We start from the raw sequence: 22,733 nt of genomic DNA, 5'->3' as shown, positions 1-22,733 counted from the left end.
GGACGGAGCCACACCGTCGAGCAGGGAAGGCGATCTCCTCCACCATGCCCCAACCTTTCAGGCTGCCCGAGTTCTACATGCCGCATCCCGCCCGGCTCAATCCCCATCTGGAGCACGCCCGGGAGCACTCCAAGGTGTGGGCGCGCGAGATGGTCATGATCGAGGGCTCGGACATCTGGGACGAGCACGACTTCGACAGCCACGACTACGCGCTGCTCTGCGCGTACACCCACCCCGACTGCACCGCCGAGCAGTTGGCGCTGATCACCGACTGGTACGTGTGGGTGTTCTTCTTCGACGACCACTTCGTGGAGCTGTACAAGCGCAGCCCCGACATGTCGGGCGCCAAGGAGTACCTGGACCGGCTGCCCGCGTACATGCCGGTGGCGGCGGGGGCGACGACGCCCGAGCCGACCAACGCGGTCGAGGCGGGGCTCGCCGACCTGTGGCGCCGCACCTGCCCCTCGATGTCCGAGGACTGGCGGCGGCGGTTCGCGGTCGCCACCGAGCACCTCCTGGACGAGTCGATGTGGGAGCTGATGAACATCAGCGAGGGCCGCGTCTCGAACCCCGTCGAGTACATCGAGATGCGCCGCAAGGTGGGCGGCGCCCCGTGGTCGGCGGGGCTCGTGGAGTACGCGGCCAAGGCGGAGGTCCCCGCGCGGATCGCAGCGGCACGGCCGATGTGCGTGCTGCGGGACTCCTTCTCGGACGGAGTGCACCTGCGCAACGACCTCTTCAGCTACGAGCGGGAGATCCTCGACGAGGGTGAGCTCTCCAACGGCGTCCTGGTGATGGAGACCTTCCTCGGCTGCTCGACCCAGGAGGCCGCCGAGACCGTCAACAACCTGCTGACCTCGCGGCTGCAGCAGTTCGAGACGACCTTCTTCACCGAACTGGAGCCGCTCTTCGCCGAGTTCGGCATCGAACCCCAGGAGCGGCTGGACGTCCTCGCGTACGCGAAGGGCCTCCAGGACTGGCAGGCCGGCGGTCACGAATGGCACATGCGCTCCAGCCGGTACATGAACGGCGCGGGCGCCGACGCCCACGACCCCGTCTCGCACGCCCTGGCCGGGCCGAACGGCCTGGGCACCGCCGCCGCCCAGCTGCTCGCCTCCCTGGCCGTCGGTGTCCCGGCCCGGCTCAAGACGGTGGCCGTGCACCGTTTCGAGAGGGTCGGGCACCTTGAGGTCCCGGACCTGGGCATGCCTTTCACGACCACCCTGAGCCCGCATCTGGACGCCTCCAGGGAGAACCTGGTGGCCTGGGGACACGCGATGGGCATTCTCGCGGAGGCACCGGGGCTGCCCGGCTCGGGCGTGTGGAACGAGCAGAAGATCCGGGCCTACGACCTGCCCCTGTGCGCGGCCGGCATCCACCCGGACGCCTCGCTCGCCGAGCTGGACGTCAGCTCGGGCTGGCTGGCCTGGGGAACGTACGGCGACGACCTCTTCCCCGTGCTGTACGGGCGCACCCTGGACCTGGCCGGGGCGAAGGCCGCCAACGACCGGCTCTCGCTGTTCATGCCGGTCGACGGCGAGCCGGTGCCGCCGCCGCTCACCCCGCTGGAGCGCGGGCTCGACGACCTGTGGCGACGGACGGCGGGGCCGATGGCCGGGCCTGCGCGGCGGCAGTTCCGCAAGGCGATCGAGGACATGACGGCGAGCTGGCTGTGGGAGCTCGCCAACCAGGCCCAGGACCGGGTGCCCGACCCCATCGACTACATCGAGATGCGGCGCTTCACCTTCGGCTCCGACCTCACGATGAGCCTCTCGCGGCTCTCCCACGGGAACACGCTGCCCCCGGAGATCTACCGGTCGCGCCCGTTCCTCTCGATGGAGCGCTCCGCGATGGACTACGCGGCGCTGATGAACGACGTCTTCTCGTACCAGAAGGAGATCGAGTTCGAGGGGGAGATGCACAACGGGGTGCTGGTGGTGCAGCACTTCCTCCAGTGTGACGTGGAGCGGGCGCGGGACGTCGTGGTCGATCTGATGGCCGCCAGGATGGCCGAGTTCCAGCATGTGATCTCCGCAGAACTGCCGGATCTCTGCGAAGAGTTCGAGCTCGACGCCGACGCGAGGAAGGTTCTGGCCACCTACGCGGACGAGCTGAAGAACTGGATGGCCGGCATCCTCACCTGGCACGAGGGCTGCGACCGCTACAAGGAGTCCGACCTGCTGCGGCACAACGCCGTTCCTACCCCGCAGGTGTCCACGGGGCCGGACTGGCTGGGGCCCACCGGAATCGGTACGTCGGCGGCGCGCGTCGTCGAGTTGTGGGCACAGCGGACGGGGGCGGACCCGACGGCGGGTGCGACCGTGGGTGCGACGGCGGGCGTGGGGTAGCGGCGGGGGTCGCCGCCCCGGCGAGGTTTTCGCTCCGCATGACAGGGCAGGCGTTCTCCTGACGGGGGCGGGCCATCTTCTGTCCCCCCTCTGACCAACGGACGCCGCGTCCAGCGCAACGCGGCAGCACAAGGGCCGCGGGCCCGGCGGAAGCACCCCTTCACCGCCGGGCCCGCGGTTCTGCCGCTGCTGGGGGTGATGGCAGACTGCGCCCATGGAATCCGAGTCCCGCTCCCCCGCCCTGGACCAGCGCATCGAGCGGCTCCGTGCGGCCGCCGGGGCGGAACCACGCCTGGAGGGCGTGTTGTTGTACGGGTCGTGGACGCTCGGCGAGGCAGACGCGTACTCCGACATCGAGGCGTACCTGTACGTGGAGGACGCCCACCTCGCCACCTTCGACGGGCGGGAGTTCGTGGAGCGGCTCGCTCCGCTGAAGCTGGCGTACACGAACATGTACGGCATCCTGGCCGTCGTCTTCGACGACCTGATGCGCGGCGAGTTCCATGTGACTGCCGCGAGCGCCGGTATCGCGGAGGTGCCGTCCTGGTCCGGTCAGGTTCACCTGCCGAGGCCGGATGCGGCCGTACTGCTGGACCGCACGGGCCGCCTGACCGAGGCCGCGGACCAGCTCGCTCCCTTCGTCCCTCCGCAACCCACTACCACGGCGCAGCAGTTGAGCAGTGAGCTGGCCAACTGGACGCTGATGCTCGCCCATCTGCTGGCGCGCGGTGAGACCGGCCGGGCCCATAACCTGCTGCACGCGATGGTCGCCCCGCACCAGCTTCAGCTCTGCCGGCTGCTCCGCGAAAGCACCGCCCACTGGCTCACGCCGAGCCGCGCCATGGAGGAGGACCTGCCCGCGGCCGATGTCGCACGGTACGCGACCACCACCGCACCGCTGGACGGCGCCGCCGTGCGGGAGGCGGCCCGGAGTTCCTGGGAGTGGAGTCGCGAGCTGACGGCCGAGGCGGCGGGCCGCTGGGGTTTCGCGGTGCCCGTCGAACTGCACGCGGAGATCGCCGAGTTCCTGTCGCGGGAGAGCTGACCGGGGCGGCATGCCGCTCAGAGCGCGCGGCCGTGACCTTCCCAGTAGGGCTCGCGCAGCCGCCGCTTGTAGAGCTTGCCGTTGGGGTCGCGGGGCATGGTTTCGATGAAGTCGAGGGTCTTCGGCCGCTTGAAGGCGGCGAGTTGGCGCTCGCAGTGGGCAAGGATGCTCTGCGCGAGCTCCGCCGACGGGGCGTTCTTCTCGGCGAGTTCCACGACGGCCTTGACCTCCTCGCCCCAGTCCGTGTGCGGGATGCCGAAGGCCGCCGCGTCGGCCACGGCGGGATGTCCGAGGAGGGCGGCCTCGATCTCGGCGGGATAGATGTTCACGCCGCCCGAGATGATCATGTCGATCTTGCGGTCGCGGAGGAAGAGGTAGCCGTCCTCGTCCAGGATGCCCAGGTCGCCGACGGTGAAGAAGTCTCCGATGCGGTTCTTGCGGGTCTTGGCCTCGTCCTTGTGGTAGCTGAACCCGCCGGTGCTCATCTTCATGTAGACGGTGCCCAGTTGGCCCGGCGCGAGCCGGTTCTCGTCGTCGTCGAAGATCGCGAGTTCGCTGATGGGCCAGGCCTTGCCGACCGTACCCGGCTTCTTGAGCCAGTCCTCCGCGGTGGCGAACGCGCCACCGCCCTCGCTGGCCGCGTAGTACTCCTCGACGCAGTCGCCCCACCACTCGATCATGGCGCGCTTCACGTGTTCGGGGCAGGGCGCGGCGCCGTGGATCGCGTGCCGCATCGGGGTCACGTCGTATCGCCTTCGCACCTGATCGGGGAGGGCGAGCAGCCGGTGGAACTGGGTGGGGACCATGTGGGTGTGGGTGCAGCGCCGGGTGTCGATGAGCCGGAGCATCTCCTCGGGGTGCCACCTGTCCATCAGCACGAGGGGGTGCCCGATGTGCAGGGCCGCGCCCGCGAACTGGAGCACGGCCGTGTGGTAGAGCGGCGAGCAGACCAGGTGGACGTTGTCGTCGAAGGGCCTGATGCCGAAGATGCCGAGGAACCCGCCGAGATAGGACTCCTCGGGGAGTTTGCCCGACAGGGGGCGGCGGATGCCGCGGGGCCGGCCGGTGGTGCCCGAGGTGTAGTTCATGACCCAGCCGAGGGTCCGGTCGTCGGGCGTCGATTCGTCCTGTCCTTCGAGGAGTTGGTGATAGGGGCGGAACCCCGCAACCGTGCCGACACAGTAGCGGTGGGTGGCGGACAGGCCCGCCTCGTCGGCGGCAGCGGTGGCCTGGGCGGCGAAGCGTTCGTGGGCGAGGAGGACCTTGGCCGCGGAGTCGGAGACGATCCAGGCGATCTCGGGCCCGGTGAGGTGGTGGTTGACCGGGACCAGGTAGAAGCCTGCCTGGGAGGCGGCGAGGTAGGCGGTGAAGAACTCGGCGCCGTTCGGAAGCACCACGGCGAAGGTGTCGCCGCGCTGGAGACCGGCCGCCCGCAGCCCGTGCACCAGCTGGTTCGCGGACGCGAGGAGCCGGCCCGCGGTCCACTCCTCACCGTCGGGTGCGGTCAGGACGGCCCGGCCGGGATCGGCTGCGGCCTGGGCCCAGAAACCGTTGGGTGGCTGCGGCTGCTGCCCCTGGGGCCCCTGCTGCTGCGGCGAAGGCGTCATGCTCCCTCGTTCCTTCCGGCGATGTGGTTGATACGGGTGACGGCCCGCTCGAAGCCCCGGGTGAGCTCGTCGAAGACGGCCTGGACGCTGCGTTCGGAGTTCATGCGGCCGACGATCTGGCCGACCGGGGTGCCCAGGAGGGGCTCGACCTCGTACTTCTGGATACGGGAGTTGGCCTCGGCCACCAGCAGGCCCTGGAGCGGCATGGGCAGGGCGCCGGGGCCACTGGGGTCGTCCCAGGCGTCGGTCCACTCGGTCCGGAGCTGGCGGGCGGGCTTGCCGGTGAGGGCGCGCGAGCGCACCGTGTCGCCGGAGCCCGCGGCGAGCAGCTTGGCGGTGAGGGCGCGGGAGTGCAGGTCCGCCTCCTCGGTGGTGAGCCAGATCGAGCCGAGCCAGGCTCCCTGGGCGCCGAGGGCGAGCGCGGCGGCGATCTGCTCGCCGCTGCCGATGCCGCCGGCGGCGAGCACCGGCAACTCTCCTACCGCGTCGACGACTTCGGGCACCAGGACCATGGTGGCGATCTCCCCGGTGTGTCCGCCCGCCTCGTACCCCTGGGCGACGACGATGTCGATGCCCGCCTCGGCATGCCGGCGTGCGTGCTTGGGACTTCCGGCGAGGGCGGCGACGAGGACGTCGTGCGCGTGGGCGCGGGCGATGACGTCGGCGGGCGGGGAGCCCAGCGCGTTGGCGAGGAGTCTGATCGGGTAGTCGAAGGCGACGTCGAGCTGGTTGCGGGCGACCTCTTCCATCCACCCGGTGATCCGCCAGCCGGACGCCTCGCCCTCGGCGAGTCCTGGCACGTGGTGCTTGCCGAGGATCTCCTGGACGTAACGGCGGTGGCCGGCCGGGATCATGGCCTCGACCTCGGCCTCGGTGACGCCCTCGACCTTCTTGGCCGGCATGACCACGTCCAGGCCGTACGGCTTGCCGGCGGTGTGTTCCTGCATCCAGTCCAGGTCGCGGGCGAGGTCGTCGGGGGCGGTGTAGCGGACCGCGCCCAGCACACCGAATCCGCCCGCGCGGGTCAGTGCCGCCGCCACCGCCGGAAACGGCGTGAAGCCGAAGATGGCGTGCTCGACTCCCAGTTTCTGGCTCAGCTCGGTCTTCATGGGCGGCAGGATGCCGCAGGGCGGCCGGGAGGGGAAGAGGTTTTCTGATGCTGCGTCAGTTTCTTCGGCGCGGACGGGGTGGTTGACACGGGCGGTGCGCTTTGGCCTGCTGGTGGCCATGACTGAGGATGGGGAGCACAGAGGTACCGGAGCCGTCGGTACCGGACCCCGGGACACCGGGCGCCGCAGCATGGGACGAAGGCACTTCGCGGGCGGGGTCGTGGCACTGGGAGGTGCGTTGGTACTGGGTCCGATCCCCGCGGCCGGAGCGGCGCGGGCCGCCGGGTCCGCGGATGCCGGCGGGACGCGGCAGGCGTCGGCCGGCGACCGCCGCCGTCCGACGCTCAGTTACGGTTCCGCCGCACGGGCCGGGCTGCTCCCCGAGCACCTGGAGCGCGTGGTGACGGAGGCGAAGAGGTTCCTCGGCCCCTCACCCGTGCACCCCTGGTACGCCGGCGCGGTGCTGCTCGCCGGGCGCGGCGGCACGGTCGCGCTGCACGAGCCGATCGGGAAGGCCGTGCGCTACGCGGCGTACGACGAGAAGACCGACACGGCGGTGGAGTTCCCGCCGGAGCAGCAGATCGCGACGGCCAGGGACACGGTCTTCGACCTGGCGTCGGTGTCGAAGCTGTTCACGTCGCTGCTGGCGGTCCAGCAGATCGAGCGGGGTGCGCTGGAACTGGAGGCGAAGGTCGCCTCGTACCTGCCGGAGTTCGGCGCCGCGGGCAAGGCGGACATCACCGTGCGCCACCTCCTCACGCACACCTCGGGCTTCACCGCCTGGATTCCGCTGTACTCGCAGCCGACCCGGGAGGGAAAGCTGCGGATGCTGTGGAACGAGGCACCGGCCAGCCCGCCCGGCACGGCCTATCTGTACTCGGACCTGAACCTGATCTCGCTCCAGCTCGTCCTGGAGAAGATCACCGCTCGCACTCTGGATGTACTGCTCCACGACGAGATCACTGCTCCGCTCGGGATGCACCGCACCCGGTACAACCCGCCGGCTTCCTGGCGGCCGAGGACGGCGGCCACCGAGGACGCCCGCAAGCCGTGGTCGGGCCTCGACCGCGGTCTGGTCTGGGGCGAGGTGCACGACGAGAACGCGTACAGCTTCGACGGCGTCGCCGGGCACGCGGGAGTCTTCTCCACCGCCTGGGACCTCGCGGTCCTCGCCCGCACGCTGCTCAACGGGGGCGTGTACGGGGACGCCCGCATTCTGGCGCCGGAGTCGGTCGAGCTGCTGTTCACCGACTTCAACACCGCCTTCCCCGGCGACGAGCACGGTCTCGGCTTCGAGCTCTACCAGCACTGGTACATGGGCGCGATGGCCACACCCACGACCGCGGGCCACACCGGTTTCACCGGCACCAGCGTGGTGATCGATCCCTCCACCGACTCGTTCCTGATCGTGCTGGGCAACTCGGTCCACCCGGTGCGCGGTTGGCGCTCCGGGTCCGCGCCGCGCGTCGCGACGGCGGACGCCATGGCGAGGGCGGTGGCGGTGCGGCCGGCCAGGGGGCGGACCGCGTGGTTCTCCGGCATGGCCCCGGCGACGACGGCGACCCTCACGCTGCCCGCGCTGCCGCTCGGCTCGGACCGGGGGCTGTTGCGCTGTGACCTGTGGTGGGACACCGAACCGGCGGCGGACACCCTGGCCCTGGAGGCGTCCACGGACGCGGGGGCCACCTGGCGCCCGCTGCCGTTCACGACCGTACGGCGGGGGCTTGAGCCGCGGCCCCACCCGGCCGGGGCGGTCACCGGGTGGTCGGGGCGCGTCTGGCACCGGGCGGGCGCGGACCTCGCGCCGTACGAGGGCAGCAGCGTCACCCTGCGCTGGCGGTACGCGACCGACGTGCGCTACGTCGGTCGCGGGGCGTACGTCGACGGGCTGCGGGTGACGGACGGCCACCGGACGCTCTTCGACGAGTCCCGGCCCAAGGACGCGGCCCGCCTCACGGCTCAGGGGTGGACGGCTTCCCGCGACTGAGGGCGGCTACCGGCCGAGCACGGCCATCGCCGCGTTGTGCCCGCCGATCCCGCTGACTCCCCCGCCGCGCACCGAACCCGCCCCGCACAGCAGCACGTTGGGGCGGCCGGTCGCCACCCCCCACCTCTCGCCGGGCCCGCTCGCACACTCCTGGTCCTGCCGGTAGGGGAAGGACAGGTCGCCGTGGAAGATGTGGCCGCCGGGCAGCCGCAGTTCGCGTTCCAGATCGACCGGGGTCCTGGCCTCGACACAGGGGTTGCCCTCCGCGTCGGTGGCGAGGCAGTCGGCGATCGGCTCTGCGAGGTGCGCGTCGAGGCGGGCCAGGGTGGTGCGCAGGAGCTCGTCGCGTGCGGCGTCGTTGTCGGCGGCGAAGAGCCGGGCCGGGGTGTGCAGCCCGAAGAGGGTGAGGGTGTGGTGGCCGCGCGCGCGGAGGTCGTCGCCGAGGATCGAGGGGTCGGTCAGCGAGTGGCAGTAGATCTCCGAGGGCGGCGCGCTCGGCAGACGCCCGGCCGCGGCCTCCCGGTGGGCCGCCGCCAGCTCCTCGTACCCCTCGGCCACGTGGAACGTCCCCGCGAACGCCTGCTGCGGGGTGACGGCCGGGTCCCGCAGCCGCGGCAACCGGCTCAGCAGCATGTTGACCTTGAACTGGGCGCCCTCGGGGGTGTGCGCGGGCGGCTCGTCGCCGAGGAGCGCGGCGAGTGCGTGCGGGGAGGCGTTGACCAGGACGTGCCGGGCCGCCACGGTCCCGCCGTCGACAGCGTCATCTGCCCCGCCCCCCGCGCCCCGGGTGCGGTACGAGACCTCCGCGGTTGCTCCGTCGGTGTCGATGCGGATCACCTCGTGGCCGGTCACCAGGCAGGCGCCGGCCTTGCGTGCGGCGTGCGCGAGCGCGTCGGTGAGCGCGCCCATGCCGCCGACCGGGACGTCCCAGTCGCCGGTGCCGCCGCCGATGACGTGGTACAGGAAGCAGCGGTTCTGGATCAGTGACGGGTCATGGGCGTCCGCGAACGTGCCGATCAGCGCGTCGGTGAGGACCACGCCCCGGACCAGGTCGTGGGCGAAGACATCCTCGATCGCGACGCCGACCGGCTCCTCGAAGAGCATCCGCCAGGCCGCTTCGTCGTCGATGCGACCGCGGAGCGCGGACCGGTCGGGCAGGGGCTCGGTGAGCGTGGGGAAGACGCGCTCACCGACCTGCCGCAGCGCCCCGTAGAAACCCTCCCAGGCCCGGAACTCCTTACCACCGCCGGTCAGTTCCGCGAAGGAGGCGGACGTGCCGTCGCCGCCCACGAGCAGACCACCGCTCCCGTACGGGGTGTACGAGGAGATCGTCCGCCTCCGTACGGCGAAGGACAGACCGAGGTCGCGCACAATGGCTCCGGGGAGGAGCGACACGAGATACGAGTAGCGCGAGAGTCTCGCGTCCGTGCCGGCGAAGGGGCGGGCGGAGACCGCGGCCCCGCCCGTGACGGGGAGCCGTTCGAGCAGGAGCACCGAGCGGCCCGCCTGGGCGAGGTAGGCGGCGGCGACCAGCCCGTTGTGACCGCCGCCGACGATGACGACGTCGTACGAGGAACGTTTCGGCATGGCCGGACCCTATGCGGTGGGTCATCCGTCCGACAGGGGGAGCGAGCGTGCCGGGAGAACGGGCGGAGCGGGGGCCCGAGGGGGAACCGGGCCGGGGGCGGTACGAGGGGGTCGCTTTGTGCCGCATCGTCCGCCCGGGGAAAATCGGCGGGTGACCTACCCGGAGCCTTCCACCCCGACCCGCGCCGACGGGCCCGCCGCGTCCGCCGACCCGACGGCCGCGCCTGCGCCGGCCTCGCATGTGCCGGCCGCGCCTGCATCGCCTCCGTCGGCCACGTCCGCCGCGCCCGATGCGGCCGACGTCCGGTGGCAGCGCGTGAAGACGTATCTCCTGCCGGGGATCGCGGTCGCGGTGCTCGTCGGCGTGGCCCTGCTGGGCATGGGCATCGTGTCCCGCGACACGGGCGAGCTCCGGATACCAGGGGCCGGGACCACGACGCTGCTGCGTTCGGTGTTCCTGGCCGCGCTCTTCCTGCACCTCGGCGAGATCGCCGGGCACCGGCTGGCGCGGGCGGTGCCGGGTGCTCCCGCGGCCCGGCCACCCGCGTGGGGGGTCGCGCTGTCGCTGACCGGGGCGGCCGCGTCGTTCGGCCAGATCGTCCAGATGGCCGATCTGGGCGGCATGACCTTCACCGAGACGTACGCGACGGGTCCCGGCGGCATGCTCCTCCTCCAGGCGAACGCCTTCCTCGCCGCGGCCGGCTGCGCCTGGCTGAAGCGGCCCGCCGGGGCGGTCCTGCCGCTGGTGGTGGTGATCCTCTCGGAGGCGGTGCGGGCACATCCCGAGCTGGACACCCCGGAGGTCGGGATCGCGCTGACGACGGTTCACCTGACGGCGTCGGCGCTGTGGACGGGGACCCTGGTGTACGTGCTGCGGGCGATGCACCTGTGGCGCAAGGACGGGGCGGCGCAGGGCGCGGGCCCCGGGCGCGCGCTGCTGGGGCGGTATGCGCGTGTCGCCGTCTTCCTCTACGTGGCGCTGGCCGTCACGGGCACGTTCAGCACGCTGCGGCGGTTGCCGCTGGACGACGTGTTCAGTACGGCGTACGGGCGGACGCTGCTGGTGAAGCTCGTGCTCTTCGCGGTGGTGAGCGTGCTGGCCCTGGTGGCCCGCTCCCGCCTGCACCGCCGGCGGACGGGGCACCGCAAGGTGGATCCGCGGGCGGCGGAGCGGCCCGCGCGGGCGGAGGTCGTGATGCTGGTGGGAGTGGTGGCGGTCTCCGCGCTGCTGACGGTGGTACCGACGCCGACCTGGTAGGCGACGGCTCCCGCCCCGCTATCCCCTCCGCAGAGCCGCCACCCGGCGGTAGATCTCGGCGGCCTCCGCGCCCCGGCCCAGCTGCTCCAGGCACTGGGCCTCGTCGTTGCGGCTGGCGAGAGCGTCGGGGTGGCCGGCGCCCAGGACCTGTTCGCGGGCCAGGGCGACCTGACGGTAGACCGCGAGGGCGTCCGCCCAGCGCCCCAGCCAGCCGAGTCCCACGGCGACCTCGCGCCGGGAGACCAGTGTGTCGGGGTGGCCGGCGCCCAGGACGCGTTCCCGGATCGCGCACACGTCCCTGGCCTCGGCCAGCGCCTCCTCCCAGCGCGCCAGACGCCCGAGGTTGACACCGAGGCCGTGCCGGGCCCGCAGGGTCTCCGCGTCGGCCGGGCCGCCCGTTCTGGTCCGGTCGTCGACCAGGTCCCGGTAGAGCTCCAGCGCCTCCGCGCTGCGGCCGAGGCGGCCCAGGCAGATCCCCACCTCGTAGCGGGCGGAGAGCGTGTCGGGGTGGTCGGCGCCGAGCGCCTGCGCGCGGGCCGCGGCCACCTCGCGGTAGGTCTGCAGGGCCTCCGTCCAGCGGCCCAGCTGCCCGAGCGCGTACGCCACCTCGTACCGGGTGACGAGCGTGTCCGGATGGGTGGTGCCCAGCACCCGGCCGCGCGCCGCAGCCACGTCGCGGGCCATCCGGTAGGAGTCCTCCAGCCGGCCGAGCCTGCTGAGGTTGAAGGCGAGGTTGTGCCGGCAGCGCAGGGTGTCCACGTGCTCGGCGCCCATGGTGCGCTCGCGCGCGGCGAGGACCGCCGAGTACACCTGGTGGGCGTCGAAGTGCCGGCCGAGCTGGCCCAGCACGTAGGCCGTCTCCTGCCGGGCGGCGAGTGTTTCCGGGTGTTCCGCCCCCATGGTGCGCGAACGTCCCTCGGAGACCCTGGTGAATTCGCGCAGCGCGTCCGCCGCGCGTCCCGTACGGCTGAGGGTGAAGCCGACCTCGTAGTGGCTGGCGAGGGTGTCGGGGTGGTCGGGGCCCAGCGCGTGCTCGCGTTCGGCGGCGACCGCGCGGTGCACCTCGCCCGCTTCCTCCCAGCGGCCGAGCCTGCCCAGGCTGAGGCCCGCGTTGTGCCGGTTGTCGAGGACTTCCAGGACCTCGGGCGCCGGCGTGGGGCGCTCCGTGCGTACGGGAACGACACCGCCCTGGGTGCCGCCCGGGGCACGCAGTCCGCTGCCGCCGGTCCACTCGCCGGTGAGTCCGGCGGCCGGGTCCCCGTGCGCGGGGGTGAGGGTGCCGGTGCCGCCCGCCTTGTGGCCCGTGGTCATGCCGCGGGTCCAGGACGGCAGCCGGGGCTCCCGCGACGGCGGCTGCTCGGGACGCTCGGCCGGCGCACGGACCCCGGGGGCGGCGGCCGGCGCCGTGGCGGGGTGCCCGAGGGCGCCGACGGCCGTGCCCACCGGAGTGAGACGCCCGTCGGTGAGACGGCGGCCCAGGTCCTTCGCGTCGCCCGGCCGCCCGTCCGGGGTCTTGGCGAGCAGCTCAAGGACTATCCGGTCGAAGAACTCGGGGAGTTCGTCGCGATGGGAGCGCGGTGGCCGCGGGACGGTGTCCCGGTGCCCGACCAGGACCGCCCATGCGTCGTCCAGGTCGAAGGGCGGCACCCCGGTGGCGATCTCGTACAGCACGCAGCCCAGCGAGTAGAGGTCGCTGCGGTGGTCGACGTTGACCCCGCTGATCTGCTCCGGCGACATGTAGTGCGGGGTGCCCATGGCGATGCCGGTGCCGGTGAGCCGGGAGGTGAAACCGATGTCGTGGCCGAGGCGCGCTATGCCGAAGTCGCAGATCTTCACCGTCCCGTCGGTGAGCCGCATGATGTTGGCGGGCTTCAGATCGCGGTGGACGATGCCCTGTTCATGGGTGTAGGCGAGCGCCCAGGCGACCTGTTCGGCGATGTCGACGACGTCGTGGACGGGCAGCGGGTGCTGCTTGTTGTCCTCAAGGAGCTGGCTGAGGTTGCGTCCTTCCAGGAGTTCCATGACCAGGTAGAGCACGCCCTCGTACTCGCCGAAGTCGTGCACGACGGTGACGCCACGGTGCTGGAGGGCCGCCGCCACCCGCGCCTCGCGCCGGAAGCGTTCGCGCAGCACCCCGGAGATCTTCTGGTCGTGCTGGACGCCCATCGGCTTGAGGCACTTCACCGCGACGTGCCGGCCCAGCGATTCGTCGCGGGCGCGCCACACCTCGCCCATTCCCCCGCGCCCGATCTGATCGAGCAGCCGGTACCGGCCTTGGATCAGCCTGGTGTCCGCCATCTCGTACTGTCGCCCCCGTCGCTCCGCTGCGCCCTCCCCGGCCCGCCCAGTATGGCCGCCATTCGGTCGAGTTTGTACGGGGCCGGGCGGCTGCCGGGCCCCAGCCGCGCAACTGCCTTCAGAATGTGACCTGGTGGCAGCTGCCAGCGGAGCCGCGCGGGGATGCCGCGCAGGACGGCCCCGGTGGCGCGCAGCCGGCGGTCCGCCGCCCGCGGGGCCGGGGCGCCGTACAGGTCCAGGGCCCAGGGCGGCAGGGAGGCGAGGGCGAGGCCGGCGACGTGCCGCCACACCAGCTCGCGGGCCGGCACGAGCGCGGGGTGCACGGGTGGCCTGCGCAGGAACGCATGCACCGCGCGGGCGTCGTCGCCCGCTTCGAGGGCGGGCCGCATCGCGGCGAAGTACTCCGCCAACTCTTCGGCGCAGGCTGGTACTTGCCGGGGGTCGAGGCCGACCAGGCGGGCGCTCTGCCGGTGTTCGTCGACGTACCGGTCGGCCTGGGCGTCCGTCATGCGCAGTCCGGAGCGGCGGGCCACCCCCAGGTAGGAGTCGATCTCCGCGCAGTGCACCCAGAGCAGCAGTTCCGGATCGTCCACGCCCAGCCGCCGGTGGATTCCGCGGACCCGCTCCCCCGCCCGCTCGGCGGCCTCGGTGGTGCCGTAGGTGGTGGTGCCCACGAAACCGGCGGTGCGCATCAGACGGCCCCAGGCGTCATCCATGAAGGTGCTGTTGATCATGATGCCGCGGACTGCCCGCGGGTGCAGGGCCTGGAGGTAGAGGGCCCGGACCCCGGCGATCCACATCATCGGATCGCCGTGCACCTGCCAGGTGACGGATGCGGGCCCGAAGAGGCCGGGGTCTGCGCCGCTCGTGGAGGACATGCCTTCCACGGTAGGTCCTGCGCCCGCGCGCTACCGCCGGACCCTCGGCATGCCCAGCCCGATCCACGAGATGATCTCGCGCTGGATCTCGTTGTTGCCGCCGCCGAACGTGAAGATGACGGCGGAGCGGTAGCCGCGCTCCAGTTCGCCGTGCAGGACGGCGCCCGCCGAGCCCTCCTTGAGGTGGCCGGCCGCGCCGACGACCTCCATGAGCCAGCCGTAGGCGTCCCGGCGGGCCTCGGAGCCGTACACCTTGACGGCTGATGCGTCCTGCGGGGTGAGGGTGCCGTCCTGGACGGCGTTCACCATCTTCCAGTTGAGCAGCTTCATCGCGTCGAGCTTGACGTGCGTGCGGGCGAGCCGGCCGCGCACCCAGCCGAGGTCCACGACCCTCCGGCCGTCGGCGAGTTTTGTGTTCATGGCCCAGCGCTGCACGTCGTGCAGGGCGCGCACCGCCATGGTGCCGTGGGCGGCGAGCGTGACGCGCTCGTGGTTGAGCTGGTTGGTGATGAGCCGCCAGCCCTTGTTCTCCTCGCCGACCCGCCGGGAGACCGGTACGCGGATGTTCTCGTAGTAGCTGGCGGTGGTGTCGTGCGAGGCGAGGGTGTTGATGAGGGTGCAGGAGTATCCGGGGTCGGACGTCGGAACCAGGAGCATGGTGATGCCCTTGTGCGGCGGGGCGTCCGGGTCGGTGCGTACGGCGAGCCACACCCAGTCGGCGGTGTCGCCGTTGGTGGTCCAGATCTTCTGCCCGTTCACCACGTAGTGGTCCCCGTCGCGTACGGCGCGGGTCTTGAGGGCGGCGAGGTCGGTGCCCGCGTCGGGTTCGCTGTACCCGATGGCGAAGTCGAGTTCGCCGGAGAGGATCTTCGGCAGGAAGTACGACTTCTGCTCGTCGGTGCCGAACTGCATGATCGTCGGGCCGACGGTGTTGAGGGCCATCAGCGGCAGCGGTACGCCCGCCTGCGCCGCCTCGTCGAAGAAGACGTACTGCTCCATCGGGGTCAGACCGCGCCCGCCGTACTCCTCGGGCCAGCCGACGCCGAGCCAGCCGTCGGCGCCCAGGCGGCGGACCGTCTCCCGGTAGAAGCGCTTCTGGGCGGCCGGGTCGGCGTACCTGGCGTAGGCGTTGCCGGGGACGAGGGTGGCGAAGTAGGCGCGCAGCTCGGTGCGCAACTGCTGCTGCTCGGGCGTGTATTCGAGGTGCACGGGCCCTCCGGGCGTCTTGGTGACGGCAGGTCGCTGCGGCGGCGCACACAGTAGAACGTGTTGCAGGAATGTGGAAGGGTGCGGAGCGGCCCCGATCGGCGCGGGCAGGGTTACGTCCGCGGACCTCGCCGTGACGCGCCCGGGGCCCCGGCCGTCACCGCACCGCCTCGATCAGCCGCGGCCCGGGGCCCCGGCCGTCACCGCACCGCCTCGATCAGCCGTAGGGCCTCGGCCAGACTGTGCGGCCGGTGCACGCCCTCGGCCGCGGCCGTCCGCGTCCAGCCGGGACCGGCGGCGAGCACAGCCGGCTGGGTGCGGGCACCGCGGATGCCACTGGTGGTGGAGCGGACCAGGCCGATGAGGGACCGGTCGGCGGTCGGGCGGGTCTGGGACCAGAGCACGACGGCGCGCGGACCGGTGCGCCGTACCGCCTCGGCGAGGGCGCCCAGGGGGACCGCGGCGCCGAACATCCGCACCGGCAGGCCCCGTTCGGACAGGGCGGCGACCAGGGCCTCCAGGGCGAGGGTGTGCATCTCCCCCGGTGTGCAGGCCAGCAGTACGGGCGCGTCGTCGTCCGGGTCCTTGGCCAGGACGCCGCGGCGCAGGGCGGTGGAGATGTGCCAGGAGAGCAGGTGCTCCGCCTCCACGTACTTCTCGCCCGCGCTGTCGCCCGAGGTGGCCCAGGCGCGTCCGATGGCGCGCAGCGCGGGAGACATCGCCTGGTGCCAGGTGCCGACGAGGCCGTGCTCCTGGACCGCGGCGAGCAACAGCCGGTCGAGCAGCGGGGAGTCGAGCCGCACGGCGGCGTTCCGCAGGCCGCGTACCGTACGCGCCGGGACACCGGCGTCCGGGGCACGGGGTGCGGGTACCTGGGCCTGGGGGCGGTCCGGGTCCTGACGGCGCGCGGGCGGCGGGTCGTCGGGGCCCGCACGGGCCAGCTTGGCCGCCTCGGCGGGCGGCACACCGCGCGAGGTCAACCCGCACATGCGCTCCAGGACGGCAATGTCCGTGGGGGTCCAGCGTCGGTGCTGACCGTCGCCGCGGACGGCGGGGCCGATGTCGTAACGGCGGTCCCAGGAGCGCAAGGTGGTCGGCGCGACGCCCAGGCGCCGGGCGACGGCCCCGGTGGTCAGCCCGGCGGCCGCGGACGGCGTGGGCACGGGGTCGGGGTCGGGCGTGGCACGTGGCACCTCCCGGACAGACCCCGCCCGGCCGGCGCCGGAGGGGCCGCCGAGACCGTTCGCAGGGCTGTCGCCGTGCGCGCCGTGGTTTCCGGCCGCACCGGCGTTGCCGGTGAGGGCGACCTCACGGGGTGGCGTGCTGCCGGGTGTTGTGCTGTTGCCGGGCGTCACGCTGTTGCCGGGCGGGTTGCCGTTCATGGGCCGACGATACGACGCACGAGCGATGCGGGTTGCCGGGTTTGCCCAACTGCCGCAAAGCTTGTACGCGCAAGACAGCGGCCGGGTTCTGCGCTCGTGCTTCCTCCGCCGCCGGCGTTGTGGAAGACGCGCCGGTGCGGAACGAGCACGGTGAGTGCATACGAGCCAGCCCCCGGGCACGGTGAGTGCATACGAGCCTGCCCCCGGTCGCCAAGGAGCGTCACGGACGGATGATCGGCCGTCCGTGGCGCCCCGCGGATCCGGCCGTCCGGCCCTCCCGGCTCCCCGGGCCGGGCGGCTTCCGGCTTCCCCCCCCTCGGGGCGCGTCCTGCGCCGATCACCCGTACGACAGCTTGCGGTCGCCGAGCGGGCGGGGCACGGACAGCATGGCGGTGGCTGCACCCGTCGACCCCGGAGGACCCGCCATGACCACCGTCCGTGACCTGATGACCCCTGACGTCCGCTCCATCCCGGCGACCGAGACCCTCGACCGGGCAGCACAGCTGATGCGGGAGCACCACATCGGCGCCCTGCCGGTGACGAACGGTGACGGCGCCCTGGCCGGCATCGTCACCGACCGCGACATCGTCGTGAAGTGCGTCGCCGCCGGCCACGACCCGTCGAAGGTCACCGCGGGCGACCTGGCAGAGGGCGAGCCGGTCTCGGTCGACGTGTCATCCGACTGCGACGAGGCGGTCCGCGTAATGAGCGACGCCCGGATCCGCCGCTTGCTGGTGCTGGAGAACGGCACACCGGTCGGCATGGTCACCGAGGCGGACCTGGCCCGCGCGCTGCCCGCCGACCAGCTGGTGGCCTTCGTCAGCGCCGTGTACGCCGGCCGATGAACCGGCAGGGCAGCGGCAGGAACCACACCGGAACCACATGGGTGTGCCCCGCGCGGGACGCGGGGCACACCCTTCGCTGCGTGCGGCAGCAGGTGCCCCAGGCCGAACCGGGCGGGGCAGGACGACCCCGGTCAGGGACGACCCCGGTCAGGGCAGCTCCGACTCGATGGCCGCGCGGCCCTTGTCCGCCAGCCGCTTGCGCGCCCACTCCAGGTTCTCGGGCGTGAGGTCACGGCCCGAGGCCAGTACCAGGTCCTCGGGCGTCGCGTCGTCGCTGCCGCCACTGTGCAGCCGGCTGTCGGGGGTCACTTCCGAAGGATCCGGTCCCTGCTCGCTCATGCCGCCTCCTGGGGATTCCTCCGGACACTTCCACCGCGTGTCCGGGTCTGTCACGCATTCTTCTGCCCTCCCGCGCGCTCCGCACCTCCGGGATGCGTACGCCATCCGCGTGGGGCAACGTGTGGTCATGAGCGACATGACCGACTCCGGCGGTGACAGCGGCGAGGTGCCGGAGGACGACGGAGTCCTCGACGCCCAGGACACGCTGATCAGCGACCACCTCGACTACGACCCCCTGGACTCAGGCATCAACCCGCCGGACCACTGGTCGCCCGCCGAGTCCTTCGGGACGACGGCGGAGGAGGCGCGGCGTGGCGAGTCCCTGGACCAGCTCCTCGCCGAGGAGGAACCGGACGCTCCGCAGCGCGCCGGGGACGAGATCGGCGACGAGTACGCGGACGAGCTGGACCTGGACCCGTCCGACAGCCCTTGAGCCAAGCTCAAGACCCGTCGCCCGCGCGGGGATTCCTGCCGCACATTCCGACCGGCCCGCGCCGGAGAGCGCCGGAGAGCGCCGGAGAGCGCCGGAGAGCGCCGGAGAGCGCCAACCGGCCTACCCCGGTGGAGGGAATTACGTCCGGGCCGGCTGGATCGCGTGTCACTCCGGGGCACCTGTGCCCCATGGCTGACGCGCCCCGCTCCCACCGGTCGCCGTACCGGCGCCGCGCGCTCGCTGCGCTGCCGGCGCTCGTCGCGGCGGGCGCCGCGGTGTTCGTCGTGTGCGCCGCGCTGGCGGCGCTGATGGTGTCGGGGCTGCCGGGAGCCGTGCCCGCCCCCGACGCACGCCCGCCGTCGTCCACCGCCGAGACCGAGGGCCTCGTGGACGGTACGGACTCCGAGCTGCGGGCTGCCGCCGCCGCCGTGCGCAGGACCACGGTTCGCGACGGCGTGCGCGGGCCCGTCCGAGTCGTACGCACTCCCTTCCCCGGCAACCGCGTCGAGCGTCCGGAGATCGCCTCCCGCGTCCTGGCACAGCTCCAGGCCCCCGTGCCGCATCCGGTGCGCCGCGTGGTGCTGCGCTGCTGAGCGGACCTCTGCCGCCCGTCACTCGCGGACGGCGCCCCGCAGGTCCTCCCCACGCACGCACCGCATTCTTCGCACGCAGGAAGGCTTTGCCATGCCCATCGACCCTTTCCTCGCCCTCAACGCCATGATCCGCGCCGAGGTGACCCGGTCCGCCGACCCCGAGGCGGCCCCCGCCGCGCCGCGCGAGGCCGCCGTCCGGGAAGCCGCACCGGGACGGGGCGCCGCGCCCGTGGACGGCGGCAGGAGCAACGTTCGTAACGACGACGTGGGCTGAGTCGTCCGGCCGGGGGCGTCCCACTGCCCCCGGCCACCGCGCCCGGCCACCGCGCCCGGCCACCGCTTCCGCTTCTCGGAGCGGACGACTTCTCAAGAAGAGGGGCGGCTTGTCGGAGCGGACGGCCGCCTCTCAGAGCGGTCGGTGCATGACGTGCAGGCCGACGTACCCCTCCCGGGGGTGGTGGAAGCCCTCGGGGATGGTGCCGACGATGCGAAAGCCGAGCCGTTCGTAGAGGCGTACCGCGTGCGTGTTGGTAGCGGCGACCGCGTTGAACTGCATGGCGCGGAAGCCCTGTGCGCGCGCCCGGTCGAGGGTGTGCTCGACGAGGGCGCGGCCGACGCCCCGGCCGCCGTGGGCGGGGTCCACCATGTAGCTGGCGCTTGCGACATGGGCGCCGTTGCCGTGCTGGTTGTTGTTCATCTTGGCGGTGCCCAGGATCTCGCCGGTGTCGTCGACGGCGACGACCGTGAGGTTCGGGGCGCTCAGCATCCACCAGCCGCGACCGCTCTCGCGGTCGAGGCCGACCGGGAAGGTGAAGGTCTCACCGGCGGCGGTGATCTGGTGGAAGAAGGGCCAGATCGCGGCCCAGTCGTCGGCGGTGGCGTCTCTGATCAGCATCGGGCCAGCGTGCGGGATCCGGCCGTTTCCCACCAGCCCTTATTCACATCAGCTCTCACCAGCCCTTATTCACGCTCCGGCGACCTTACTCGCGCCCACCCCAGGCCCCCGCACATCCGAAGGCCGGGCCCTTCCACACTCCGAGACCGGGCCCCTGCACACCCCGAGACCGGGCCCCTGCACGCCCCGAGGCTGGGGCCCGCACACCCCAGGACTGGGACGAACACCTTCCGTGTGAGACACTGGTGTCTCAGTTGAGTCTTACTAGTCTCGGAACGGTGTTTCATGTCCTCCCCCGCCGCCGCCCGGCCCGACGCCGGGACCGCCGCCCCGCACCTGGACCCACGGCGCTGGGTCGTCCTGGCGATCCTGTCGGGCAGCCTCCTGTTGATCGCGATGGACACCACGATCCTCAACGTGGCGTTCCCGTCCCTGGTCGCCGACCTCCAGCCCGGCTCGGTCGAGCAGTTGTGGATCATCGACGTCTACGCGCTGATCCTCTCCGGCCTGCTCGTGACGGCGGGTGCGCTGGGCGACCGGATCGGCCGCAAACGGATGCTGCTGACCGGATTCGCGATCTTCGCCCTGGCGTCGCTGCTCGCGGTCCTGGCGACCGAGGCGTGGCACGTGATCGCGGCCCGCGCGCTGCTCGGCGTCGGCGGTGCGGCGATCATGCCGTCCACGCTGTCGATCCTGCGCCACGTCTTCACCGAGGCCAAGGAACGGGCCTTCGCGTACGCCGTGTGGGCGGCCGTCTTCGGTGCGGGCATGGCGCTGGGCCCGGTGGTCGGCGGGCTCCTCGTCGAGGACTTCGGCTGGCAGTCGGCGTTCCTGCTGAACCTGCCCGTCGCCGCGCTGGTGATCGCGCTGGGTGCCTGGATCCTGCCCGAGTCGCACTCACCGCGCAGCGGCCGCTGGGACTGGTGGGGCGTGGGTCAGTCGATCGTCGGCATGCTCGCCCTCGCGGGCGGCATCAAGCAGCTCGGCAAGAGCGGCTTCGCGGACCCGCTGCCGTGGGCGCTGCTGGTACTGGCCGCGGTCGCGCTGACGGTGTTCGTACGCCGTCAACTCCGCCTGGAGAGCCCGCTGCTCCAGGTGCGCCTGTTCACCAACCGGTCCTTCTCCATCGCGGCCGTGTCGATCTTCCTCGGCATGGTCGGCATGGGTGCGGTGCTCTTCCTGGTGACCCAGTGGTTCCAGTACGGGCAGGGGTACACACCTCTGGAGGCGGGCGTCCGGCTGCTGCCGGCCTCGCTCGGCCTGGTCCTCACCTCGATGGTGACGCCCTCGCTGATGCAGCGCTTCCCGATCCGGCACATCCTCGGCTCGGGCCTGCTGGTCATGACGGCGGGTCTCGCCCTGCCGTGGACGGTGCAGCAGTTCGCCCAGATCGGCTACCCGGCGGTCGCCGTCGCGCTCGCCGTGCTCGGCATGGGCGTGGGCATCGCGACCACGGTCGCCTCGGTGACGCTGATGGCGGCCACCCCGGCCCACGAGGTCGGCGGCGCGGCCGCCGTCGAGGAGACCTGCTACGAGCTCGGTGCCGCGCTCGGGGTCGCCATACTCGGCAGCCTGGCCACCGCCCTGTACCGCACCAACCTGCCGCCCCTGGCCATCGAAGGCCCTGCCGCGCAGTCGGTACGGGACTCAGTGGGAGAAGCGGCGCACGTCGCGCAGGGCATCGGCGGCGACGCCGGCCGCGCCCTGCTGGACACGATCTCGGCGGCGTACACGACGGCCATCACCCCGGCGTTCCTGGTCGGCGCCGTCCTGACCCTGGGCGCGGCGGCGGTGGCATGGGCGTGGGTACCGCGCGACCTGCGGCCGACGGAGAACGAGCACTGAGCGCTGAGGGGAGCGCGAGTGCACGGCGCTCGCGGAGCGCCCGGGCCGGGTGCACGAAAGCCCATGGAGGCTGCGTGCACAACGACCCGTGAAGGCCGCGTGCACACAGGCCTGGGAAGGGGGCGCGTGCACTGCGCCCCCTCGCCCCCGGCCCGTCGATTAGCCTGGCGATCATGTGGATCGACGAGGTGACCGACGTTCTGCGGGAGGCAGCCGCCGAGGCGATCGTGCCCCGCCACCGGGCCCTCGGCGAGGGCGAGATCACGGAGAAGACTCCCGGCGAGGTGGTCACCGTGGCCGACCGGGACGCGGAGGCACTGATCACCCGGCGGCTGCGCGGTCTACGGGACGTGCCCGTGGTCGGCGAGGAGGCCGTCGCCGCAACCCCCGCCCTGCTCGCGGCCGTCGCGCAGGAACCCGAGGTCTGGCTGGTCGATCCGCTCGACGGCACCGCGAACTTCGTCGCGGGCCGCGACGACTACGCCGTGATGGCCGCGCTGGTAAGCGGCGGGCAGACCGTGGCGTCCTGGATCCTGCAACCCGCGACCGGTGCGACGTACACGGCGGAGAGGGGATCCGGCGCCTGGCGTGGCGACGGCGTCCGACTGCTCCGCGCACCGGCTCCGGCCGAGCCCGGGGCCCTTCGCGGCGCCGCCCTCACCGGATTCCTCTCCCCCCGGGCGCGCGCCCACGTCGAGTCCTCGGCACCGCGGTTCGCCCGGCTCTCCTCGGGCACGAAGTGCGCGGGCGTCGACTATCCACGGCTGGCCGAGGGCGCACTGGACTTCCTGCTCCACCACCGCACGCTTCCCTGGGACCACGCGCCGGGAGCACTCCTCGCCACCGAGGCGGGCTGCACCGTGCTTCGTCCCGACGACGCGTCCGGGTACCGGCCGGACGACGACCGCAGCGGACTCCTGTCCGCGGCGGACCCCCGTTGCTGGCGGTCCGTGCGCCCACTCCTGCTCCCGGCATCCGACCGGCCCGCACGGTCGGACCCGGACGACGGCCTGAACCGGCCGACGGGCCCTCGACCGTCCGACTGCCCCCACCCGTCCGACCCGTCCTGAAGGGCTGA

The 22,733-nt window shown here is 72.6% G+C and carries 19 protein-coding genes; 10 read left to right on the top strand and 9 right to left on the bottom strand.

What is annotated here, in order from left to right; translation table 11 throughout:
- Nucleotides 1–44 precede the first annotated feature (44 nt).
- Nucleotides 45–2,348 (top strand): germacradienol/geosmin synthase, encoded by a 2,304-nt coding sequence (locus ACIQM4_RS23535; protein WP_401594862.1) that lies wholly within the window; start codon nt 45–47, stop codon nt 2,346–2,348.
- Nucleotides 2,349–2,562: 214 nt separating this feature from the next.
- On the top strand, nt 2,563–3,393 hold the full coding sequence (locus ACIQM4_RS23530) for a nucleotidyltransferase domain-containing protein (RefSeq protein ID WP_401594860.1): 831 nt from the start codon (nt 2,563–2,565) through the stop codon (nt 3,391–3,393).
- A gap of 17 nt (nt 3,394–3,410) precedes the next feature.
- Here the strand turns inward: ACIQM4_RS23530 and ACIQM4_RS23525 are convergent, their stop codons facing one another.
- On the bottom strand, nt 3,411–5,000 hold the full coding sequence (locus tag ACIQM4_RS23525; RefSeq protein ID WP_401594858.1) for an acyl-CoA synthetase: 1,590 nt from the start codon (nt 4,998–5,000) through the stop codon (nt 3,411–3,413).
- On the bottom strand, nt 4,997–6,109 hold the full coding sequence (locus ACIQM4_RS23520) for a nitronate monooxygenase (RefSeq protein ID WP_401594855.1): 1,113 nt from the start codon (nt 6,107–6,109) through the stop codon (nt 4,997–4,999). The genes ACIQM4_RS23525 and ACIQM4_RS23520 overlap by 4 nt, the downstream gene beginning before the upstream one ends.
- A gap of 190 nt (nt 6,110–6,299) precedes the next feature.
- Here ACIQM4_RS23520 and ACIQM4_RS23515 point away from each other — a divergent pair, with 190 nt between their 5' ends.
- Entirely contained in the window at nt 6,300–8,096 is a 1,797-nt protein-coding gene (locus ACIQM4_RS23515) for a serine hydrolase (protein WP_401594853.1), read from the top strand.
- Nucleotides 8,097–8,102: 6 nt separating this feature from the next.
- On the opposite strand, the gene ACIQM4_RS23510 is transcribed toward ACIQM4_RS23515, so the two are convergent.
- A complete protein-coding gene (locus tag ACIQM4_RS23510) occupies nt 8,103–9,683 on the bottom strand; it encodes a phytoene desaturase family protein (RefSeq protein ID WP_401594850.1) in 1,581 nt (526 codons plus the stop codon).
- Nucleotides 9,684–9,999: 316 nt separating this feature from the next.
- Between ACIQM4_RS23510 and ACIQM4_RS23505 the strand changes: the two genes are divergently transcribed.
- Nucleotides 10,000–10,941 carry a CopD family protein gene (locus ACIQM4_RS23505; protein ID WP_401594848.1) on the top strand — a complete coding sequence of 314 codons (942 nt, stop codon included), beginning with the start codon at nt 10,000–10,002 and terminating at the stop codon, nt 10,939–10,941.
- Nucleotides 10,942–10,959: 18 nt separating this feature from the next.
- Here ACIQM4_RS23505 and ACIQM4_RS23500 read toward each other — a convergent pair whose 3' ends face one another.
- The 4 genes from ACIQM4_RS23500 to ACIQM4_RS23485 all read right to left on the bottom strand — a co-directional run bounded on the left by ACIQM4_RS23500 (nt 10,960) and on the right by ACIQM4_RS23485 (nt 16,705).
- Nucleotides 10,960–13,239, bottom strand: coding sequence for a tetratricopeptide repeat protein (locus ACIQM4_RS23500; RefSeq protein ID WP_401594846.1), 2,280 nt, complete (start codon nt 13,237–13,239; stop codon nt 10,960–10,962).
- On the bottom strand, nt 13,221–14,117 hold the full coding sequence (locus ACIQM4_RS23495) for an oxygenase MpaB family protein (RefSeq protein ID WP_401594843.1): 897 nt from the start codon (nt 14,115–14,117) through the stop codon (nt 13,221–13,223). The genes ACIQM4_RS23500 and ACIQM4_RS23495 overlap by 19 nt, the downstream gene beginning before the upstream one ends.
- Nucleotides 14,118–14,147: 30 nt before the next feature.
- Complete coding sequence (locus ACIQM4_RS23490) at nt 14,148–15,326, bottom strand: acyl-CoA dehydrogenase family protein (protein ID WP_401594841.1); 1,179 nt, start codon at nt 15,324–15,326, stop codon at nt 14,148–14,150.
- Between the two features lie 197 nt (nt 15,327–15,523).
- Nucleotides 15,524–16,705 (bottom strand): MerR family transcriptional regulator, encoded by a 1,182-nt coding sequence (locus ACIQM4_RS23485; protein WP_401594838.1) that lies wholly within the window; start codon nt 16,703–16,705, stop codon nt 15,524–15,526.
- Between the two features lie 425 nt (nt 16,706–17,130).
- On the opposite strand from ACIQM4_RS23485, the gene ACIQM4_RS23480 reads away from it, so the two are divergent.
- Nucleotides 17,131–17,550: a CBS domain-containing protein gene (locus tag ACIQM4_RS23480; RefSeq protein ID WP_401594835.1), complete on the top strand. Its 420-nt coding sequence runs from the start codon at nt 17,131–17,133 to the stop codon at nt 17,548–17,550.
- Between the two features lie 147 nt (nt 17,551–17,697).
- On the opposite strand, the gene ACIQM4_RS23475 is transcribed toward ACIQM4_RS23480, so the two are convergent.
- Nucleotides 17,698–17,889: a hypothetical protein gene (locus tag ACIQM4_RS23475; protein WP_401594832.1), complete on the bottom strand. Its 192-nt coding sequence runs from the start codon at nt 17,887–17,889 to the stop codon at nt 17,698–17,700.
- 127 nt (nt 17,890–18,016) lie between these two features.
- Between ACIQM4_RS23475 and ACIQM4_RS23470 the strand changes: the two genes are divergently transcribed.
- The 3 genes from ACIQM4_RS23470 (at nt 18,017) to ACIQM4_RS23460 (ending at nt 19,189) form a co-directional block, all read left to right on the top strand.
- On the top strand, nt 18,017–18,322 hold the full coding sequence (locus ACIQM4_RS23470; protein WP_401594830.1) for a hypothetical protein: 306 nt from the start codon (nt 18,017–18,019) through the stop codon (nt 18,320–18,322).
- Between the two features lie 188 nt (nt 18,323–18,510).
- Nucleotides 18,511–18,915, top strand: a complete 405-nt coding sequence (locus ACIQM4_RS23465; protein ID WP_401594828.1) for a hypothetical protein — start codon at nt 18,511–18,513, stop codon at nt 18,913–18,915.
- A 91-nt stretch (nt 18,916–19,006) separates the two neighbouring features.
- Entirely contained in the window at nt 19,007–19,189 is a 183-nt protein-coding gene (locus ACIQM4_RS23460; protein ID WP_401594826.1) for a hypothetical protein, read from the top strand.
- Nucleotides 19,190–19,321: 132 nt separating this feature from the next.
- On the opposite strand, the gene ACIQM4_RS23455 is transcribed toward ACIQM4_RS23460, so the two are convergent.
- Nucleotides 19,322–19,810, bottom strand: coding sequence for a GNAT family N-acetyltransferase (locus ACIQM4_RS23455; RefSeq protein WP_401594823.1), 489 nt, complete (start codon nt 19,808–19,810; stop codon nt 19,322–19,324).
- A 285-nt stretch (nt 19,811–20,095) separates the two neighbouring features.
- Between ACIQM4_RS23455 and ACIQM4_RS23450 the strand changes: the two genes are divergently transcribed.
- Both ACIQM4_RS23450 and ACIQM4_RS23445 read left to right on the top strand, forming a co-directional pair.
- A complete protein-coding gene (locus tag ACIQM4_RS23450) occupies nt 20,096–21,655 on the top strand; it encodes an MFS transporter (protein ID WP_401594820.1) in 1,560 nt (519 codons plus the stop codon).
- 173 nt (nt 21,656–21,828) lie between these two features.
- Nucleotides 21,829–22,725: an inositol monophosphatase family protein gene (locus tag ACIQM4_RS23445; RefSeq protein ID WP_401594818.1), complete on the top strand. Its 897-nt coding sequence runs from the start codon at nt 21,829–21,831 to the stop codon at nt 22,723–22,725.
- Nucleotides 22,726–22,733 lie beyond the last annotated feature (8 nt).

This window comes from Streptomyces sp. NPDC091272, from assembly GCF_044757485.1.
Taxonomy (GTDB): Bacteria; Actinomycetota; Actinomycetes; order Streptomycetales; family Streptomycetaceae; genus Streptomyces.
This window is presented reverse-complemented; position numbering and strand designations above follow the sequence as displayed.

Coding starts and splice junctions, on each gene's coding strand:
- ACIQM4_RS23465 (WP_401594828.1), top strand. CDS start 18,511: ATGGCTGACGCGCCCCGCTCCCACCGGTCGCCGTACCGGCGCCGCGCG.
- ACIQM4_RS23460 (WP_401594826.1), top strand. CDS start 19,007: ATGCCCATCGACCCTTTCCTCGCCCTCAACGCCATGATCCGCGCCGAG.
- ACIQM4_RS23500 (WP_401594846.1), bottom strand. CDS start 13,239: ATGGCGGACACCAGGCTGATCCAAGGCCGGTACCGGCTGCTCGATCAG.
- ACIQM4_RS23475 (WP_401594832.1), bottom strand. CDS start 17,889: ATGAGCGAGCAGGGACCGGATCCTTCGGAAGTGACCCCCGACAGCCGG.
- ACIQM4_RS23480 (WP_401594835.1), top strand. CDS start 17,131: ATGACCACCGTCCGTGACCTGATGACCCCTGACGTCCGCTCCATCCCG.
- ACIQM4_RS23485 (WP_401594838.1), bottom strand. CDS start 16,705: ATGAACGGCAACCCGCCCGGCAACAGCGTGACGCCCGGCAACAGCACA.
- ACIQM4_RS23520 (WP_401594855.1), bottom strand. CDS start 6,109: ATGAAGACCGAGCTGAGCCAGAAACTGGGAGTCGAGCACGCCATCTTC.
- ACIQM4_RS23515 (WP_401594853.1), top strand. CDS start 6,300: ATGGGACGAAGGCACTTCGCGGGCGGGGTCGTGGCACTGGGAGGTGCG.
- ACIQM4_RS23455 (WP_401594823.1), bottom strand. CDS start 19,810: ATGCTGATCAGAGACGCCACCGCCGACGACTGGGCCGCGATCTGGCCC.
- ACIQM4_RS23495 (WP_401594843.1), bottom strand. CDS start 14,117: ATGTCCTCCACGAGCGGCGCAGACCCCGGCCTCTTCGGGCCCGCATCC.
- ACIQM4_RS23450 (WP_401594820.1), top strand. CDS start 20,096: ATGTCCTCCCCCGCCGCCGCCCGGCCCGACGCCGGGACCGCCGCCCCG.
- ACIQM4_RS23445 (WP_401594818.1), top strand. CDS start 21,829: ATGTGGATCGACGAGGTGACCGACGTTCTGCGGGAGGCAGCCGCCGAG.
- ACIQM4_RS23470 (WP_401594830.1), top strand. CDS start 18,017: ATGAGCGACATGACCGACTCCGGCGGTGACAGCGGCGAGGTGCCGGAG.
- ACIQM4_RS23530 (WP_401594860.1), top strand. CDS start 2,563: ATGGAATCCGAGTCCCGCTCCCCCGCCCTGGACCAGCGCATCGAGCGG.
- ACIQM4_RS23510 (WP_401594850.1), bottom strand. CDS start 9,683: ATGCCGAAACGTTCCTCGTACGACGTCGTCATCGTCGGCGGCGGTCAC.
- ACIQM4_RS23525 (WP_401594858.1), bottom strand. CDS start 5,000: ATGACGCCTTCGCCGCAGCAGCAGGGGCCCCAGGGGCAGCAGCCGCAG.
- ACIQM4_RS23535 (WP_401594862.1), top strand. CDS start 45: ATGCCCCAACCTTTCAGGCTGCCCGAGTTCTACATGCCGCATCCCGCC.